14 protein-coding genes are annotated in these 16,476 nt (G+C 71.0%); 9 read left to right on the top strand and 5 right to left on the bottom strand.

Annotated elements, in window-relative coordinates; all coding sequences use genetic code 11:
- Nucleotides 1-654: 5-dehydro-4-deoxyglucarate dehydratase (locus tag H295_RS0122825; protein WP_020137676.1), on the bottom strand; the 654-nt coding region annotated here is incomplete at its 3' end.
- Nucleotides 655-807: 153 nt separating this feature from the next.
- Between H295_RS0122825 and H295_RS0122820 the strand changes: the two genes are divergently transcribed.
- The 7 genes from H295_RS0122820 (at nucleotide 808) to H295_RS0122790 (ending at nucleotide 8,228) form a co-directional block, all read left to right on the top strand.
- A complete protein-coding gene (locus H295_RS0122820) occupies nucleotides 808-1,617 on the top strand; it encodes an NAD-dependent epimerase/dehydratase family protein (RefSeq protein WP_020137675.1) in 810 nt (269 codons plus the stop codon).
- Between the two features lie 310 nt (nucleotides 1,618-1,927).
- Nucleotides 1,928-2,695: a DeoR/GlpR family DNA-binding transcription regulator gene (locus H295_RS0122815; RefSeq protein ID WP_020137674.1), complete on the top strand. Its 768-nt coding sequence runs from the start codon at nucleotides 1,928-1,930 to the stop codon at nucleotides 2,693-2,695.
- 77 nt (nucleotides 2,696-2,772) lie between these two features.
- Nucleotides 2,773-4,143: an ABC transporter substrate-binding protein gene (locus H295_RS0122810; protein ID WP_020137673.1), complete on the top strand. Its 1,371-nt coding sequence runs from the start codon at nucleotides 2,773-2,775 to the stop codon at nucleotides 4,141-4,143.
- A complete protein-coding gene (locus tag H295_RS0122805; RefSeq protein WP_020137672.1) occupies nucleotides 4,140-5,078 on the top strand; it encodes a carbohydrate ABC transporter permease in 939 nt (312 codons plus the stop codon). The genes H295_RS0122810 and H295_RS0122805 overlap by 4 nt, the downstream gene beginning before the upstream one ends.
- Nucleotides 5,075-5,899 (top strand): carbohydrate ABC transporter permease, encoded by an 825-nt coding sequence (locus H295_RS0122800; RefSeq protein ID WP_020137671.1) that lies wholly within the window; start codon nucleotides 5,075-5,077, stop codon nucleotides 5,897-5,899. The genes H295_RS0122805 and H295_RS0122800 overlap by 4 nt, the downstream gene beginning before the upstream one ends.
- The gene (locus tag H295_RS0122795) at nucleotides 5,896-6,885 is read left to right on the top strand and encodes a zinc-dependent alcohol dehydrogenase family protein (protein WP_020137670.1); all 990 of its coding nucleotides are present in this window, start codon (nucleotides 5,896-5,898) and stop codon (nucleotides 6,883-6,885) included. Before H295_RS0122800 ends, H295_RS0122795 begins: the two co-directional genes overlap by 4 nt.
- A 104-nt stretch (nucleotides 6,886-6,989) precedes the next feature.
- On the top strand, nucleotides 6,990-8,228 hold the full coding sequence (locus H295_RS0122790) for a TerD family protein (protein WP_020137669.1): 1,239 nt from the start codon (nucleotides 6,990-6,992) through the stop codon (nucleotides 8,226-8,228).
- A 178-nt stretch (nucleotides 8,229-8,406) separates the two neighbouring features.
- Here the strand turns inward: H295_RS0122790 and H295_RS0122785 are convergent, their stop codons facing one another.
- Together H295_RS0122785 and H295_RS0122780 are read right to left on the bottom strand one after the other, a co-directional pair.
- The gene (locus H295_RS0122785) at nucleotides 8,407-8,976 is read right to left on the bottom strand and encodes a TetR/AcrR family transcriptional regulator (protein WP_020137668.1); all 570 of its coding nucleotides are present in this window, start codon (nucleotides 8,974-8,976) and stop codon (nucleotides 8,407-8,409) included.
- A gap of 102 nt (nucleotides 8,977-9,078) precedes the next feature.
- The gene (locus tag H295_RS0122780) at nucleotides 9,079-10,125 is read right to left on the bottom strand and encodes a LacI family DNA-binding transcriptional regulator (protein ID WP_028809647.1); all 1,047 of its coding nucleotides are present in this window, start codon (nucleotides 10,123-10,125) and stop codon (nucleotides 9,079-9,081) included.
- Nucleotides 10,126-10,400: 275 nt separating this feature from the next.
- Between H295_RS0122780 and H295_RS0122775 the strand changes: the two genes are divergently transcribed.
- Nucleotides 10,401-12,950: a glycoside hydrolase family 32 protein gene (locus H295_RS0122775; protein ID WP_020137666.1), complete on the top strand. Its 2,550-nt coding sequence runs from the start codon at nucleotides 10,401-10,403 to the stop codon at nucleotides 12,948-12,950.
- Nucleotides 12,951-13,028: 78 nt separating this feature from the next.
- Here the strand turns inward: H295_RS0122775 and H295_RS43475 are convergent, their stop codons facing one another.
- Nucleotides 13,029-14,069: a carbohydrate kinase family protein gene (locus H295_RS43475; protein WP_051135593.1), complete on the bottom strand. Its 1,041-nt coding sequence runs from the start codon at nucleotides 14,067-14,069 to the stop codon at nucleotides 13,029-13,031.
- Entirely contained in the window at nucleotides 14,062-15,120 is a 1,059-nt protein-coding gene (locus tag H295_RS0122765; protein ID WP_020137664.1) for a LacI family DNA-binding transcriptional regulator, read from the bottom strand. Before H295_RS0122765 ends, H295_RS43475 begins: the two co-directional genes overlap by 8 nt.
- Nucleotides 15,121-15,269: 149 nt before the next feature.
- On the opposite strand from H295_RS0122765, the gene H295_RS0122760 reads away from it, so the two are divergent.
- Nucleotides 15,270-16,397, top strand: a complete 1,128-nt coding sequence (locus H295_RS0122760; RefSeq protein ID WP_020137663.1) for a substrate-binding domain-containing protein — start codon at nucleotides 15,270-15,272, stop codon at nucleotides 16,395-16,397.
- Nucleotides 16,398-16,476: the final 79 nt, after the last annotated feature.

Here is a 16,476-nt window from a genome sequence, read left to right as displayed (position 1 = left end):
CGAGTACAGGGGGACGCCGATGGCCCGGTAGGCGAGCTGGGTCTGCTCGGCGGTGGGCAGACCGTTGAAGTAGAGGAAGTCACCGGGCACTTCGGTGCGCACCGCGCTCACGGTCCGCTGCATCAGGTCGAGGTCGCCGAGGCCGTCCTTGAGGCCGATGATCCCCTCGGTGCGGGCCAGTCCGACGACGGTCTCCGGGGTGAACACGGCGTTGTCGCGCTGGTAGACGATCACCGGGAGCGGGGTCGCGGCGGCCACCTCGCGGTAGTGCCGCAGCAGTCCCTCCTGCCCGGCGACCACCAGGTAGGGCGGCAGGGCGAGCAGTCCGTCGGCCCCGGCCGCCGCGGCGAGCCGGGCATACCGTACGGCGAGCGCGGTGCCGTATCCGGCGCCCGCGACGACCGGCACCCGCCCGGCCGTCTCCGCCACGGCCGCGCGGACGCAGTCCTGGAACTCCTCGGGCGTGAGCGCGTGGAACTCCCCGGTGCCGCAGCACGCGAACACGGCCGCGGCCCCGGCGTCCACGCCTTGGCGTACGTGCGCGCGGTACACACCGAGGTCGACGGATCCGTCCGGGCCGTAGGGGGTGACGGGGAAGAACAGCGGCCCGCTCGGGATGCCGAGTCGATGGGCGAGGTCGGCGGACGACGTCACAGGCTCTCCCTAGAACGACATGCAGAATACTGATCAGAGTTTATATTTCTGAACGCACACCACGCTACCCTTGACGAAGCCAAGACCCAATCCCTAGCTTGTCCACGCATGTGAATACTGTGCACCGATGAGGCCGTTCAAGGAGATCCGAGGATGCCCGCTCCCCGCACCGTCCTGCTCACCGGCGCCGCCGGCGGCCTGGGAACCCTGATGCGGGACCTCCTGCCCGCGTACGGCTACGAGCTGCGCCTGCTCGACCTGCGGCCGATCGAGGGCGAGCCGGACGCGGTGGTCGCCGATCTCGCCGACCGGGACGCGGTGCGCGAGGCCGTGCGCGGTGTCGACGCGATCCTCCATCTCGCGGGCATCTCCCTGGAAGCCCCGTTCGAGAAGATCCTCAAGGCGAACATCGAGGGCACCTACCACCTCTACGAGGCCGCGCGCGCCGAGGGCGTCCCGCGGATCGTCTTCGCCTCCTCCAACCACGCGGTGGGCTACACCCCGCGCCCCCGCGGCCAGGACCCCCTCATCCCCGTCGACACCCCGCACCGCCCGGACACCTTCTACGGCCTGTCCAAGTCCTTCGGCGAGGACCTCGCACAGTTCTACTGGGACAAGCACGGCCTGGAGACCGTGTCGGTCCGCATCGGCTCCTGCTTCCCGGAGCCGACCAGCGTGCGCATGCTCTCCCTGTGGATGAGCCCCGCCGACGGCGCCCGCCTCTTCCACGCGGCCCTGACCGCCGAGGAGGTCGGCCACACCGTGGTCTACGGCTCCTCGGCCAACACCCGCCTGTGGTGGGACCTGAGCAGCGCACGCGCCCTCGGCTACGACCCCCAGGACGACTCCGAGCCCTACGCGGAGAAGCTGATCGCCGACCAGGGCGACCTCGAGGAGGGCGTGGAGGCCCACGCATACCTGGGCGGCCACTTCGTGACGGACCCGCCGATCTGGCCGCACTGATTCAGCCGTCACGAGGGCGGGCGGGCACCGAACGGGCCCGCCCGCATCCCTATCCGGGCACGGCAGCGGCTCATCGGTCGTAGCGCGACAGCGCACGACCGGGGGCGCGGGGAACTGCGCGACCAGCCACAACGGACCCGCAGTCGCCGCACGACCGCACCCTCCACCCCAGCAGGCGCGGTCCCGCCCGAACGGGCACACACGGACAGGATCACCCCCGCAACAGACCTGGTCACCACCACCCACCCGCTGTACAACTTCCTCCAGACGGCCCGAACGGGCACCGCACGACAGGAGGGCGGGTGACCGAATGACCAGTACCGCGGAAGAACGCCAGCGGCACATCGTCCGCACCGCCCGCACCACCGGCGCCGTCGACGTCAACACCCTCGCCGCCCAACTCGGCGTCGCCAAGGAGACCGTGCGGCGAGACCTCCGCGCCCTGGAGGACCACGGCCTGGTCCGCCGTACGCACGGCGGCGCCTACCCCGTGGAGAGCGCCGGTTTCGAGACGACGCTGGCCTTCCGCGCCACCAGCCACGTGCCCGAGAAGCGCCGGGTCGCGGCCGCCGCGGCGGAGCTGGTCGGGGACGCCGAGACGGTCTTCGTCGACGAGGGCTTCACCCCGCAGCTCATCGCCGAGGCCCTGCCCCGGGACCGGCCGCTGACCGTGGTCACCGCCTCCCTGCCGGTCGCCGGCGCCCTGGCCGGGGCCGAGAACACCTCCGTCCTGCTGCTCGGCGGCCGGGTCAGGGCCGGCACCCTGGCCACCGTCGACCACTGGACGACGAAGATGCTGGCCGGGTTCGTCCTGGACCTGGCCTTCATCGGCGCCAACGGCATCTCCCGCGAACACGGCCTCACCACCCCCGACCCCGCGGTCGGCGAGGTCAAGGCGCAGGCCATCCGGGCCGCGCGCCGCACGGTGTTCGCGGGCGTGCACACCAAGTTCGGCGCGGTCAGCTTCTGCCGGTTCGCGGAGATCGGCGCGCTGGAGGCGATCGTGACCAGCCCGCTGCTGCCGTCGGCCGAGGCCCATCGCTACTCCCTGCTGGGCCCACAGGTCATCCGGGTCTGATTTCCGAACTGACTTCCTTATGGGGCCACTTACGACAATCAGTGCCCCTTATATCCCTCTATGTCCAGGAGCGATCCATGCGAACCCCGAGCCGACGACGGCCACCGCGAGCCACGCTCGCCCTGGCCGCCGCAGGGACGCTGCTCGCCCCGCTGCTCTCCGGCTGCTGGGTCGGAGCGGGCGGGACCGGGTCGGGCGGCACCTCCGTCAACGTCCTGATGGTCAACAACTCCCAGATGACGGAACTCCAGAAGCTCGCCCCGCGCTTCACCGAGGAGACCGGCATCAAGGTCAACTTCACCGTCCTGCCCGAGAACGACGTCCGCGACAAGATCAGCCAGGACTTCGCCAACCAGGCCGGCCAGTACGACGTGGCGACCCTGTCGAACTACGAGATCCCCATCTACGCCCGCAACGGCTGGCTGCACGAGATGAACTCGTACGTCGCCAAGGACCCGGCGTACGACGAACAGGACATCCTGAAGCCGATGCGCCAGTCCCTGACCGGCGACGACGGCAAGCTCTACGGCCAGCCCTTCTACGGCGAGTCCTCCTTCCTGATGTACCGCAAGGACGTCTTCGCGAAGAAGGGCCTGACCATGCCGGCCCACCCCACCTGGACCCAGGTGGCCGACCTGGCGGCGAAGGCGGACGGCGCCGAGTCCGGGATGAAGGGCATCTGCCTGCGCGGGCTGCCCGGTTGGGGCGAGGTCATGGCCCCGCTCACCACGGTCGTGAACACCTTCGGCGGCACCTGGTTCGACAAGGACTGGAAGGCCCGGCTGGACTCCCCCGCCTTCGAGAAGGCGACCAAGTTCTACGTCGACCTCGTGCGCGCGCACGGCGAGTCCGGCGCCGCCCAGTCCGGCTTCGCCGAGTGCCTCAACAACATGACCCAGGGCAAGGTCGCCATGTGGTACGACGCCACCAGCGCCGCCGGTCTGCTGGAGGCGGCCGACTCCCCGGTCAGGGGCAAGCTCGGCTACGCCCCCGCCCCCGTCGAGCGGACCGAGTCCTCCGGCTGGCTCTACACCTGGGCCTGGGGCATCCAGAAAGCGTCCCGCAATCCCGACAACGCCTGGAAGTTCGTCTCCTGGGCGTCCGGCAAGCGGTACGAGCAGCTGGTCGGCGACAAGATCGGCTGGTCCAACGTCCCGGCGGGCAAGCGCGCCTCGACGTACACGAACCCGGAGTACCGCAAGTCGGCCGCCTCCTTCCAGGAGATGACCAAGGAGGCCATCGAGCAGGCGCGGCCGAACGACCCGGGGGTGCAGCCGCGTCCCGCGCCCGGCATCCAGTTCGTCGGCATCCCCGAGTTCACCGACCTCGGCACCCGGGTCTCCCAGGAGATCAGCGCGGCCATCGCCGGACGCCAGTCCGTCGAGTCGGCCCTGAGCAAGTCCCAGCAGCTCGCCGAGAAGATCTCCGAGGAGTACGAGGGACGATGACCGCGACAACGACGGCCCCACTGGCCACCGAGAGCGTACGTACCGTGCGGCAGCCCTCGAACCGGCTGCGCGCCTGGGCCACCCGGGCCCCGCTGCTGCCCGCCCTGGTCTTCATGATCGTGGTCACCCAACTGCCGTTCGTGGCCACGGTGGTGATCTCCTTCTTCGACTGGAACTCGCTCTATCCGAAGGCCCGTCACTTCACCGGGGTCGACAACTACAAGGAGGTCCTCACCGACGCGGACCTGCGCCACTCGGTGTGGACGACGGTCCTGCTGACGGTGACGGTGGTCCTGGTCAGCCTGGCCCTCGGGCTCCTCCTGGCGCTGCTCCTGGACAGGCGGTTCCGCGGTCGCGGAGTGGTCCGGACGCTGCTGATCGCCCCGTTCCTGGTCGTACCGGTGGCGGCCGCGCTGCTCTGGAAACATGTGCTCTACAACCCCGAATACGGCTTGTTCAACGGGCTGTTGCACTACGTGGGCGGTCCACAGCCGGACTGGATCTCCAACACCCCGCTGCTCGCGGTGGAGGCCTCCCTCATCTGGCAGTGGACGCCGTTCATGATGCTCATCCTGCTGGCCGGTCTCCAGAGCCGTGACCAGCAGCAGATGGAGGCCGCGCGGGTGGACGGCGCGAGCGACTGGCAGATCTTCCGCTACCTGACGCTCCCGCACCTGCGCCGCTACCTGGAGCTGGGCGCCCTGCTCGGCTCGATCTACATCGTCCAGAACTTCGACGCGGTCTTCACGATCACGTCCGGCGGCCTGGGCACCGCCAACCTGCCGTACACCGTCTACCAGAGCTTCTACCAGGCCCATGAGAACGGCCTCGCCTCGGCGGCCGGCGTCCTGGTCGTCATCGGCTCGATCATCATCGCGACCTTCGCCCTGCGCGTCGTGTCGTCCCTGTTCCGCGAGGAGGTGTCGCGCGCATGAAGGTCCTGCGCCGCAACGGTCTCGGCCTGCTGGCCTGGCTCCTGGGGATCATGTTCTTCCTCCCGATCGCCTGGATGGCCCTGACGTCCTTCCACTCCGAGGCCGACGCGGCCACCAACCCGCCCTCCTTCGGCGCCGCCCTCACCCTCGACGGCTACCGCGACTTCTTCGGCACGGGCGGCGGCGCCAGCCCCTGGCCGGCGCTGGCCAACTCGCTGGTGGCGTCGGTGGCTTCGACCCTGTTCGTCCTGCTCCTTGCGCTCCCGGCGGCGTACGCGCTGTCGATCCGACGGGTGCGGAAGTGGACGGACGTCCTGTTCTTCTTCCTGTCCACCAAGATGCTGCCGGTGGTGGCGGGTCTGCTGCCGATCTACCTGTTCGCGAAGAACACCGGCATGCTCGACAACATCTGGCTGCTGGTCATCCTCTACACGTCGATGAACCTGCCGATCGCGGTCTGGATGATGCAGTCCTTCCTCGCCGAGGTCCCGGTCGCGGTGATCGAGGCGGCGCGGGTGGACGGCGCGAGGCTCCCGACGGTCCTCGCGCGCGTGGTGGCCCCCATCGCCCTGCCGGGCATCGCGGCGACGGCCCTGATCTGCTTCATCTTCAGCTGGAACGAACTGCTGTTCGCGAGGGTGCTCACCGGCGTGGTCGCCGAGACCGCTCCCGTGTTCCTGACCGGCTTCATCACCAGCCAGGGGCTGTTCCTGGCGAAGGTGTGCGCCGCGTCGCTCGTGATCTCCCTGCCGGTGCTCGCCGCGGGGTTCGCCGCCCAGGACAAACTGGTCCAGGGCCTGTCTCTGGGAGCCGTGAAATGAAGGCCGCCGTCATCGAGTCCGTGGGCCGTGCCGTCGTCACCGAGGTCCCGGACCCGACGCCGGGCCCGCGCGAGGTCGTCGTCGAGGTCGCCGCGTGCGGCCTGTGCGGCACCGATCTGCACATCCTCCAGGGCGAGTTCGCCCCCCAGCTGCCGATCGTGCCGGGCCACGAGTTCGCGGGCGAGGTGGTCGGGGTCGGCACCCGGGTCACCGAGCTGGCGGTCGGCGACCGGGTGGCCGTCGACCCGTCCCTGTACTGCCACGAGTGCCGCTACTGCCGTACGGGCCACAACAACCTCTGCGAACGCTGGGCCGCGATCGGCGTGACCACGGGCGGCGGCGCGGCGCAGTTCGCCGTCGCGCCGGTGGCCAACTGCGTACGGCTGCCCGAGCACGTCCGCACCCAGGACGCGGCGCTGGTGGAACCGCTCTCCTGCGCGGTCCGGGGATACGACGTCCTGCGCAGCCGCCTCGGCGCGCATGTGCTGATCTACGGCTCGGGGACGATGGGCCTGATGATGCTGGAGCTGGCCAAGCGGACCGGCGCGGCGAGCGTGGACGTGGTGGACGTGAACCCGGCCCGGCTGGAGACGGCCCGCAAGCTCGGCGTCTCGGAATCCGCGGCGAACCCCGACGAGCTGGACCGTCCGCAGGGCTGGGACCTGGTGATCGACGCGACGGGCAACGCGGCGGCGATCCAGGACGGCCTGGACCGGGTGGCCAAGGCGGGCACCTTCCTCCAGTTCGGGGTGGCCGACTACGCGACCCGGGTGACGATCGACCCGTACCGCGTCTACAACCAGGAGATCACCATCACCGGCTCGATGGCCGTCCTGCACAGCTTCGAGCGGGCGGCGGAGCTGTTCGCGACGGGGGTCCTCGACCCGGAGGTCTTCATCAGCGACCGGCTCCCCCTGGACCGCTATCCGCAGGCGCTGGAGCAGTTCGCGGCGGGGGTGGGCCGGAAGATCGTGGTGGTGCCGTAGGCGGTGAAGCGGGGGGCCGGTGGGGGTGCCGTAGGCCGGTGGGGTGTCGTGGAAGATTAAGGGAACGGTAAAGCGGCGTCGGTCGTTCACCGGGCATGACAGCTATGACCCCGGGCTCGAACATCCCCCTCCCCGTCACCCGTGTGACGGTGGACGTCTCCGCGCCGGTGCGGCTCGACGTGTCGGGCCTGCTGCTCACCGCCGACGGCAAGGTGCGCTCCGACGACGACTTCATCTTCTACAACCAGCCGTCCGGGCCGGGAGTGACCTACCGCTCGGGCGGCGGCACATCCCCCGACGCGATCACCGTCGACACGGCGGCTCTCCCGCCGGGCATCGAGAAGATCGTCGTCACCGCGAGCCCGGACGCGGCAGGGCAGACCTTCCAGGGCATCGAGCCGACGGCCACGATCCGCAACGCGGACGACACCTCCGTCCTGGCCACGTTCACGCCCCCGCAGCTCGGCACCGAGACAGCGCTGGTGGTCGTCGAGATCTACCTGCGCAACGGCGCCTGGAAGGCCAGGGCGGTCGGGCAGGGGTACGCGAACGGGCTGGCGGGCATCGCGACGGACTTCGGCGTGACCGTGGAGGAGCCGCCGCCGGCGCCGGTGGCCCCGCAGCAACCGGTGGCCCCGCCCCAACACGCGGCTCCGCCGCAGCCCGTCGCTCCCCCGCAGCCCGTCGCTCCGCCGCCCGCCCCGACCGTGCAGACCCCGGCCCCCGCCGCTCCCCCGGCCCCGCCCGCCCCCGCTCCGGGGACCGGGAAGATCAACCTCGACAAGGGGCGGGTCAGCCTCCAGAAGAACCAGACCGTGTCCCTGGTCAAGGGCGGCCGTCCGCTGCTCTCCCAGGTCAAGATGGGCCTCGGCTGGGAACCGGCGTTCCGGGGCAAGGACATCGACCTCGACGCGTCGGTCATCGCCTACGGCCCGCAGCGCAACCACATCGACAGCTGCTACTTCGGCAAGCTGTCCATCGTCGGCGGCGCGATCAAGCACTCGGGCGACAACCTCACGGGTGAGGGCAGCGGCGACGACGAGGTGATCGTCGTGGACCTCGGCCGGCTGCCCCAGGAGGTCACCGGCCTCGTCTTCACGGTCAACTCCTTCTCCGGCCAGAAGTTCACCGAGGTCGCCAAGGCGTACTGCCGCCTCATCGACGCCGCGAGCGGAGAGGAACTGGTCCGCTTCGACCTCACCGGCGCGGAGGCGCAGACGGGGGTCATGATGGCGAAGCTGATCCGCCAGTTCTCCGGCGAGTGGGAGATGACGGCGATGGGCGACTTCGTGAAGTCCCGCACGGTGAGGGGGATGGTGAAGCCGGCGGCCCAGGCACTTTGAGGTAGTCGTTCGGCTGCGGGCCGGCGGGGGCTTGTCGCGCAGTTCCCCGCGCCCCTAAAAGCGGTGGGTACAGCTAGGCATGCCTTGACTGCACCCACTCAGGGGCGCGGGGAACTGCGCGACAAGCCACGACGCACCCGCACCCGCCAGACGACGCAGCGAGGCACCCCCTCAGGCCCTACGCCCGCAACCCCTCCATCAGCAGCGTCAGATACCGCCGGATCGACCCCCCACCCCCACCACCCAACTCCGCCGCCCCCGCCACCCCATGGGCCAGCCGGAGCAACTCCACCGGCTCCACATCCCCCCGCACCGAACCCGCCCCCCGCGCCGCCGCCACCAACCGCTCCGCCGCCCCCCGCACATGCGTCCCGCACACCGTCGGCGTGACGCCGCCGTCCGTCGCCGTCATCGCAGATCCCAGCAGCGCGCCCAGCCCCCGCACCTGGATCGTCCCGACGCACAGCTCGTACAGCCACTCCGTCAGCGCCTCCCCCGGCGGCAACCGCTCCGCGAGCTCGTCGGCGCGTCGGGCGAGCCCCTCGACGCGGTCCACGTACGCCGCCTCCAGCAGGGCCCGCCGCGTCGGGAAGTGCCGGTAGAGGGTCCCCGACCCCACTCCCGCCCGCTTGGCGATGTCGTCGAGCGACGCGCCCTCCCCGTGCTCGGCGAAGGCCTCCGCGGCGGCCTTGAGCAGCCGCTCGTAGTTGCGCCGAGCGTCCGCACGCATGGCCCTGGCCTGGGTCATCCAGATACTCCTCGCGAACCGGGGACTCCCTCCGTACGGTATCGAACGGGCCCTGGCGCCGGACCGGGGTGAGCGCGGCGCACCGCCCGCCCTGCGCGCCTGTCAGCCCCCGCCGGGCCCCGGCAGTTCTCCGGAACCGCGGGCCAGGTAGCGCGTCGTCAGCACTCGGTGGCGGGCGGGTCCGGGGTCGCCGTCGACGCGGTCGAACAGCAGGGTCGCGGCCGCACGGCCGATGGCGACCGGGTCCTGGGCGATCACCGAGATGCCGGGGTCGAGCAGGTCGGCGAAGGGCAGGTCGTCGAAGCCGATCAGTGCCACGTCGTGCTGACGTCGCAGGTCCTGGAGGGTCTTGCGGACGCCGACGGTCACGAGGTTCTGGCCGGAGACGAGCGCGGTGGGCGGCCGGGGCAGGGCGAGGAGTTCCCGGGTTGCCTCCTGGGCGGCCTCCACGCCGTGGACCGCGCGCCGTACGAGCGCCGGGTGCAGGACGGAGCCCGTTTCAGCGAGCCCTTCGACGAATCCGGCGTGGCGCTCCTCGGCGGTCCAGATGGTGGGGAGGTCTCCCAGGAAGGCGATGCGCCGGTGTCCCGCCGCGTGCAGCCGCCCGACCGCCGCGCGCACGCCCGCGCGGTTGTCCACCGTCACGGTGTCCACCTCCCGCACGCTCGTGGGCCGGTCCACGCACACGACGGGGGTGCCCGCGCCCCGGGCCGCGTCGAGATCCGTGTCGGTCAGTCCGGTGGGCACCACGATGAGGCCGTCGACCCGGCGCGCGGTGAACGTGCGCACGAGACCGCGCTCCCTGACGGGGTCCTCGTCGGTGGAGCCGGCGAGCACCAGCACACCTCGCTCGGCGGCGGCGTCCTCGACCGCGCGGTGCAGGGCGGCGGAGAACGGGTTGGCGGCGTCCTCGAGGATCAGTCCGAGGGTGTGGGTGCGGCGGTCGGCCCTGCGCAGGCTGCTGGCCGTCATGTCGTGCCGGTAGCCGAGCAGTTCGGCGGCGCGCGTCACCTTCTCCGCCAGGTCCGGAGTGACTCCGGGCTTGCCGTTGACGACCCGGGAGACGGTGGCGATACCGACCCCGGCCATGGTCGCGACGTCACGCATCGTCGCCGACCGCCTGCCGGTGTCGTTCTGCGAGGTTGGCAACGTTTTCACCTCCGGATGCGCGGCTGCTGACAGCGCTGCCCCATCCTCACACGGAACCTATGTGCTGCCCAGAGTCTGGACACCGGGTGAGCCCAGCCGTACCTTGCGGCGAAACGTTTCCAGACATCGGCTGGAAGCTCTCGACGCCGCTCCCCCCGACGGGCGGGCCCGCCCACGGCCTTGGACGAGGCCTGGCGGTGCCCTGCCCCCACCCGCACCTGGCGTGGGCCGGTCCCCCACGGCCGCGCCGCACCCGCCTGCCCGTAAGGAGCACCATGTCCCGATCGCCTCGTACGCGCCGCAGACTGCTCACCGCGCTGGCCGCCCTGTCCGGGCTCGGCCTGATCGTCGCGTCCCCGGCCTCCGCCGCCCCGCTCCACCAGGAGCCCTACCGGCCCCAGTTCCACTTCACCCCGGCCCAGAACTGGATGAACGACCCCAACGGGCTCATCTACTACAAGGGCCGGTACCACCTGTTCTTCCAGTACAACCCGTCGGGCGACACCTGGGGCAACATGTCCTGGGGCCACGCGGTCAGCACCGACCTGGTGCACTGGAAGGAACTCCCGGTCGCCATCCCGCAGGACGCCGACGAGATGGTCTTCTCCGGCAGCGTGGTGCTGGACACGAACAACACCACCGGTTTCGGCACCGCCAAGAACCCCCCGCTGGTCGCCGTGTACACGAGCCTGGTGAAGTCCGACGGCATCCAGCGGCAGTCCCTCGCCTACAGCACCGACGGCGGCACCACCTGGACGAAGTACTCCGGCAATCCGGTCCTCGACCTGGGTTCGACCGAGTTCCGTGATCCGAAGGTGTTCTGGTACGCGCCCACCCGCAGCTGGCTGATGGCGGTGGCCCTCTCCGACCAGCACAGGATCTCGTTCTACAGCTCGGCCGACCTGAAGCACTGGAGCCATCTGAGCGACTTCGGTCCGGCCGGCGCGACCGGCGGGGTGTGGGAGTGCCCCGACCTGTTCCCGCTGCCCGTGGACGGTGACGCGAAGAAGACCAAGTGGGTGCTGGCGGTCAACCTCAACCCCGGTGCCATCGCGGGCGGTTCGGGCGCCCAGTACTTCGTCGGCGACTTCGACGGCACTGAGTTCACCGCCGACGACAGCGGGCCGTACACCGCCCCGGCCGGTACCGCCCTCCAGGACTTCGAGTCCGGTTCGTTCGGGGACTGGACGGCCTCCGGCAGCGCGTTCGGCACCGGGCCGGCGACGGGTGCCCTGGACGGCCAGAGCGCGGTGACCGGCTTCGGCGGCCGGGCGTTCGCCGACAGCTTCCACGGCGGGGACGCCGCCACCGGCACGCTGACCTCGCCCGCGTTCACCGTCACCGGCGACTACGTCAACTTCCGGGTCGGCGGCGGCAAGCACCCCTACCGGCCCGGCTCCGTCCTGGGCGCGCAGACCGTCCCGGCCGGCGAGACACTCGCCGACTTCGAGGGCGGCACCTACTCCAGTCCCATCGGCGACTGGACCACCACCGGCGACGCCTTCGGCACCGGACCGGCCCAGGGCACCCTGTCCGGCCAGCAGCAGGTCTCCGGCTATCTGGGCCACGGTCTCGTCAACAGTTTTCTGGGCGGGGACACCGCCACCGGCACGCTCACCTCACCGGCCTTCACGATCGACAGGAAGTACCTGGACTTCCTCGTCGGCGGCGGCTATCACGGCGTCAGCTCCGGTTCCCCCACGGCGGTCGAGCTCCTCGTCGACGGCCAGGTGGTCCGTTCCGCGACCGGCGCCGACACCGAGGCCCTGGACTGGGCCTCCTGGGACCTGTCCGACCTCCAGGGCAAGCAGGCCCGGATCAGGGTCGTGGACGCCGGCACCGGCGGCTGGGGTCACATCAACCTCGACCAGGTGGTCCTCTCCGACACCCAGGCCCAGCCGCGCTCCGCCGAGACCGGCGTCAACCTGCTCGTGGACGGCAAGGTCGTGCAGAGCGTCACCGGATCCGACTCCGAGAACCTGGACTGGGCCTCCTTCAACACCACCGCCTACAAGGGGAAGAAGGTCCAGATCCAGATCGTCGACGCCAACACGGGCGGCTGGGGACACGTCCTCGCCGACGACTTCACCGTCGCCGCGGCACCCGCCCGGTCCGTCCTCCAGCGTGCCCACTGGCTCGACTACGGCCAGGACTTCTACGCCGCCAACAGCTTCACCGACGCTCCGGACGGCCGGCGCGTCATGATCGCCTGGATGAACAACTGGAACTACGGGCAGGCCATCCCCACCAGCCCGTGGCGCAGCGCCGACACGTTCCCCCGTCAGCTCTCCCTGAAGACCATCGGCGGCAGGATCCAGTTGGTCCAGCAGCCGGTCGGCGAGCTGAAGACGCTGCGCGGGGCCGCCACCGACATCCCGGCCAGGACGGTCGGCAGCGCCGCCGAGCAACTCGGGGTGCGCGGCGGCACCGTGGAACTCGACGCCACGCTCACCCCCGGCACCGCCGAACGCTTCGGTCTCGACGTACGCACCGGCGGCGCCCAGCGCACCCGGATCGGCTACGACACCACCACCGGTGAGGTCTACCTGGACCGCACCGCCTCGGGGGCGACGGACTTCGACCCGGCCTTCGCCGGCATCGAGCGCGCCCCGCTGGCCCTCGGCGGCAGCCCCTTGAAGCTGCATGTCCTCGTCGACAACTCCTCGGTGGAGGTCTACGCCGAGAACGCCTCCGGCGAGCAGGTGGTCCTCACCGACCAGATCTTCCCGGATCCGGCCGGCACCGGCATCGGCGTCTTCGCGGACAACGGCACGGCAACGCTCAGCCGGTTGAAGGTGTGGCAGCTGGCCTCCATCTGGAAGTGACCTGTCGCGTCAGGGGTGTTGCGAGGCGGCGAGAGCACCTGGCAACACCCTTCGGCCTGCTGCATCGGCAGCAGCGCCTCACAACCCCGCGGTCACACGGCGGTCGCCGTCCGCGAACGTCAGATCCGTCGCCTCCAGCGGCGCCTGGGCGAGCAGCGCGGGGCGGGGTCGTGCGGTGGGCGGGTCGGCGCCCTGGCGTTCGCAGGTCAGGGCGGACACCAGGACCGCGTCGTCCACGGCGATCCGCAGGACGCCCGGGTCGGCCGTGGCCAGCGCCCCCGGGGTGTGCAGTCCGTGGCGGATCAGTGAGCCGAGGAGTCCCGCGGTGAACGCGTCGCCCGCGCCGACGGTGTCGACCACCGCCACCTTGCGGCCGGGACGGCTCAGGCTCTCCGCGCCGGCACGGAAGGCGTGGGCGCCGTCCGGTCCGTCGGTGACGACGACCAGCAGCGCGCCCAGGTCCAGCCAGCGCGCGGCGATCTCCTCGATCGGGGTGTCCGGGTACAGCCACTCGACGTCCTCGCGGCTGGCCTTGACGAGGTGGGCGGCGGCGACGCCGCGTTCGACGGCCTGTCTGCCGCGGTCCGGGTCACCGAGGAGAGCGGGGCGCACGTTGGGGTCGTAGCTGATCAGTGTCGTGCCCGTGGCGCGCAGGCGCCGGGCCACGGCGTGGACGTGCTCCTCGGCCGGGGGCGTCCAGGACGCGACCGAGCCGAAGTGCAGGACGGCGGTGTCCCGTGGGGCGAGGGCCGTCTCCGCCTCGGTCCACTGCCAGTCGGCGGTGCGGTCCAGGTAGAAGTCGTAACTCGCCCGCCCCTGCGGGTCCATGGAGACCACGGCGAGGGTGGTGGGCTCGGTGGCCCGCGGGGCGTAGGCCAGGTCGACGCCCTCGGCGGCGGCGTGCGTGCGCAGCAGCCGGCCGAAGGTGTTGTCGGCGAGCCGTGCCATGAGCGCGGTGCGGTGGCCGAGCCGGGCGAGGCCGATGGCGACGTTGAAGGGGCTGCCGCCGGGGCGGGCGCGGTAGTCGCCGGGGGCGTCGAGCTGGACGAGGTCGATGAGCGCCTCGCCGATCACGGTCACGGCCGGGGGCTGTGCGGGGACTTGGGCGGCGTCAGTCATGGCGGGGTCCTCCGGCCGGGATCTCGCCGGAGCCCCGCTCGATCAGCCGGGTCGGCACGGTGACGGTGCGGGTGGGCGACTCGTCGCCGTCGAGACGGTGGAAGAGCATCTCGGCGGCCCTTCTGCCCACTTCCTCGACGTCCTGGGCGATGACGGAGATGCCCGGGTTGAGGATGTCGGCCAGCGGGAAGTCGTCGAAGCCGACCTGGGCGACGGTGTCCTGGAGCCCGAGGGCGCGCAGGGCGCGCAGGGCTCCTATGGTGACCAGGTTCTGGCTGGTGAACAGTGCCGTGGGCGGATCGGGCAGCTCCAGCAGCCGTTTCGTGGCGGCCACGGCGGCCTCCTCGCCGGCCGGGACCTGCTGGACGATCGCCTCGTCGTAGGGCAGGTGCGCGACCTCCAGCGCGTGCCGGTAGCCGTCGAAGCGCTGGGCGGCGGTCGGGATGGTGGGGCGGTCACCGAGGTAGGCGATCCGGCGGTGGCCCGCCTTGATCAGGTGTTCCACGGCGGTGAGGGCGCCCTGGCGGTTGTCGGAGACGACCGCGTCCGCGTCGAGGTGGCCGGCCTCGCGGTCGACGAAGACCATCCGGGTGCCGGTGCGCTGCTCGTTGATCAGGTAGCTCTGGTCCCGGCCGGCCGGGACGATCACCAGTCCGTCGACCCGGCGGTCGACCAGCGCCTGGGCCAACTCCCGTTCCCGGGCCGGGTCCTCGTCCAGGCTGCCGACGAGGACCAGCACTCCGCGGGCCCGGGCCACGTTCTCCACGGTGCGGGTCAGGGCGGCCGAGAAGGGGTTCGCGGCGTCCTCGACGAGCATGCCGATGGTGGCCGTACGACCGTCCCCGCGGCGCAGACTGCTCGCCGTGAGGTTCGGCCGGTAGCCCAGTTGGTCGGCGGCTTCGCGGACCCTGGTGACGATCGCCGGATCGACGGTGGGGACGCCGTTGAACACCCGGGAGACGGTCTTGATGGCGACTCCGGCCAGCGCCGCGACCTCACGCATGGTGGGGCGGCTGCGGGTGGACCGGGCCGGCGCCTCGCCCTGAGTCATCGTTGTCTCCAACCGGATTCGCGTTACCTACTCGTTGCGGACGCATGTCTACCAGCCTCTTGACGCCTCCGTCCATAGAGGCCCAGTATCTCGCCCAGTCAACGTTGTCTCAGCGTCGGCCACGGGACGGCACCGAAAGGGATCACGCCATGAACCTCTCCACCAGCCAGATGTCGAGCCGCCGCAGCCGGCGCAGCCGGGCGGCAGCGATCGGCGTCACGGTGTGCCTCGGCGCCACGCTCGCGGCCTGCGGCTCCTCCGGCTCCAGCTCCTCCGCGTCCGGCTCGGGCGGGGACGGCAAGGTCGGGGTCTCGCTGATCCTGAAGACCCTCAGCAACCCGTACTTCGTGAGCATGGAGAAGGACGCCAAGGCCCAGGCCGGCAAGGACAACGTGAGCCTCACGGTGGCCGCGGGCACCAGCGACGGCGACACCCAGACCCAGATCACCGCCATCGACAACGCGATATCGCGGGGCGACAAGGGCATCCTCATCACCACCAACGGCGACGCCGTGAACGCCGCCCTCGGCCGGGCCAAGCAGGCCGGTCTCTTCGTGATCGCCCTCGACACCGCGCCCAACCCGGCGAGCACCGCGGACATCACCTACGCCACCGACAACGAGCAGGCCGGCAAGCTCATCGGCCAGTACGCGGCGGCCTCCCTGAACGGCAAGCCGGCCGTCATCGCCATGCTCGACCTGTTCAACAACCAGGTCGTCTCCGTCGACATCAACCGCGACCACGGCTTCCTCGAGGGCATGGGGATCGACCCCGGCAGCAAGACCGAGAACGGCAAGGAGGCCAAGTCCGGCACGTACACCGGCGGCAAGGGCGGCACGTACAAGGTCGCCTGTCACCAGCCCACCCAGGGCGCCATCGACGGCGGCCGCACCGCGATGGAGAACTGCCTGTCCGCCAACCCGGACATCAACGTCGTCTACGCGATCAACGAGCCCGCCGGTGAGGGCGCGTACAACGCGCTCAAGGCGGCCGGCAAGGAGAAGCAGGCCGCGATCTTCGCGATCGACGGCAGCTGCTCCGGCCTGAAGAACGTCACCAGCGGCGAGTTCGCGGCCGACGCGGTGCAGTACCCGGGCAAGATGGCCGCCCTCGGCGTCAGCTCGATCGCCAAGCTGGCCCGCGGCGGCAGCAAGCCCTCCGTGACGAACGGCAAGTCCTTCTACGACACCGGTACCGCCCTCGTCGCCGCCAAGCCCCTGGACGGGCTGACCGTGCAGTCCCCCTCCCAGGCCGCCTCCGCCTGCTGGGGCAGCTGACACCCCGCGGGTGCGGCACCGGTGACGGTGCCGCACCGCCCCCGCTCATCAGTCCGTACCAGGGAAAACACCGGAAGGA

The organism is Streptomyces sp. 351MFTsu5.1 (assembly GCF_000383655.1).
In the GTDB taxonomy this organism is placed as follows: Bacteria; Actinomycetota; Actinomycetes; order Streptomycetales; family Streptomycetaceae; genus Streptomyces; species Streptomyces griseorubiginosus.
Note: the sequence above shows the minus strand (reverse complement) of the source record. Positions and strands in the feature narration are given on the sequence as shown.

What these genes read in the sequence shown, in the direction of transcription:
- H295_RS0122805 (WP_020137672.1), top strand. Translation starts at nt 4,140, where the DNA reads ATGACCGCGACAACGACGGCCCCACTGGCCACCGAGAGCGTACGTACC.
- H295_RS0122815 (WP_020137674.1), top strand. Translation starts at nt 1,928, where the DNA reads ATGACCAGTACCGCGGAAGAACGCCAGCGGCACATCGTCCGCACCGCC.
- H295_RS0122785 (WP_020137668.1), bottom strand. Translation starts at nt 8,976, where the DNA reads ATGACCCAGGCCAGGGCCATGCGTGCGGACGCTCGGCGCAACTACGAG.
- H295_RS0122795 (WP_020137670.1), top strand. Translation starts at nt 5,896, where the DNA reads ATGAAGGCCGCCGTCATCGAGTCCGTGGGCCGTGCCGTCGTCACCGAG.
- H295_RS0122760 (WP_020137663.1), top strand. Translation starts at nt 15,270, where the DNA reads ATGAACCTCTCCACCAGCCAGATGTCGAGCCGCCGCAGCCGGCGCAGC.
- H295_RS0122775 (WP_020137666.1), top strand. Translation starts at nt 10,401, where the DNA reads ATGTCCCGATCGCCTCGTACGCGCCGCAGACTGCTCACCGCGCTGGCC.
- H295_RS0122810 (WP_020137673.1), top strand. Translation starts at nt 2,773, where the DNA reads ATGCGAACCCCGAGCCGACGACGGCCACCGCGAGCCACGCTCGCCCTG.
- H295_RS0122820 (WP_020137675.1), top strand. Translation starts at nt 808, where the DNA reads ATGCCCGCTCCCCGCACCGTCCTGCTCACCGGCGCCGCCGGCGGCCTG.
- H295_RS0122800 (WP_020137671.1), top strand. Translation starts at nt 5,075, where the DNA reads ATGAAGGTCCTGCGCCGCAACGGTCTCGGCCTGCTGGCCTGGCTCCTG.
- H295_RS43475 (WP_051135593.1), bottom strand. Translation starts at nt 14,069, where the DNA reads ATGACTGACGCCGCCCAAGTCCCCGCACAGCCCCCGGCCGTGACCGTG.
- H295_RS0122765 (WP_020137664.1), bottom strand. Translation starts at nt 15,120, where the DNA reads ATGACTCAGGGCGAGGCGCCGGCCCGGTCCACCCGCAGCCGCCCCACC.
- H295_RS0122790 (WP_020137669.1), top strand. Translation starts at nt 6,990, where the DNA reads ATGACCCCGGGCTCGAACATCCCCCTCCCCGTCACCCGTGTGACGGTG.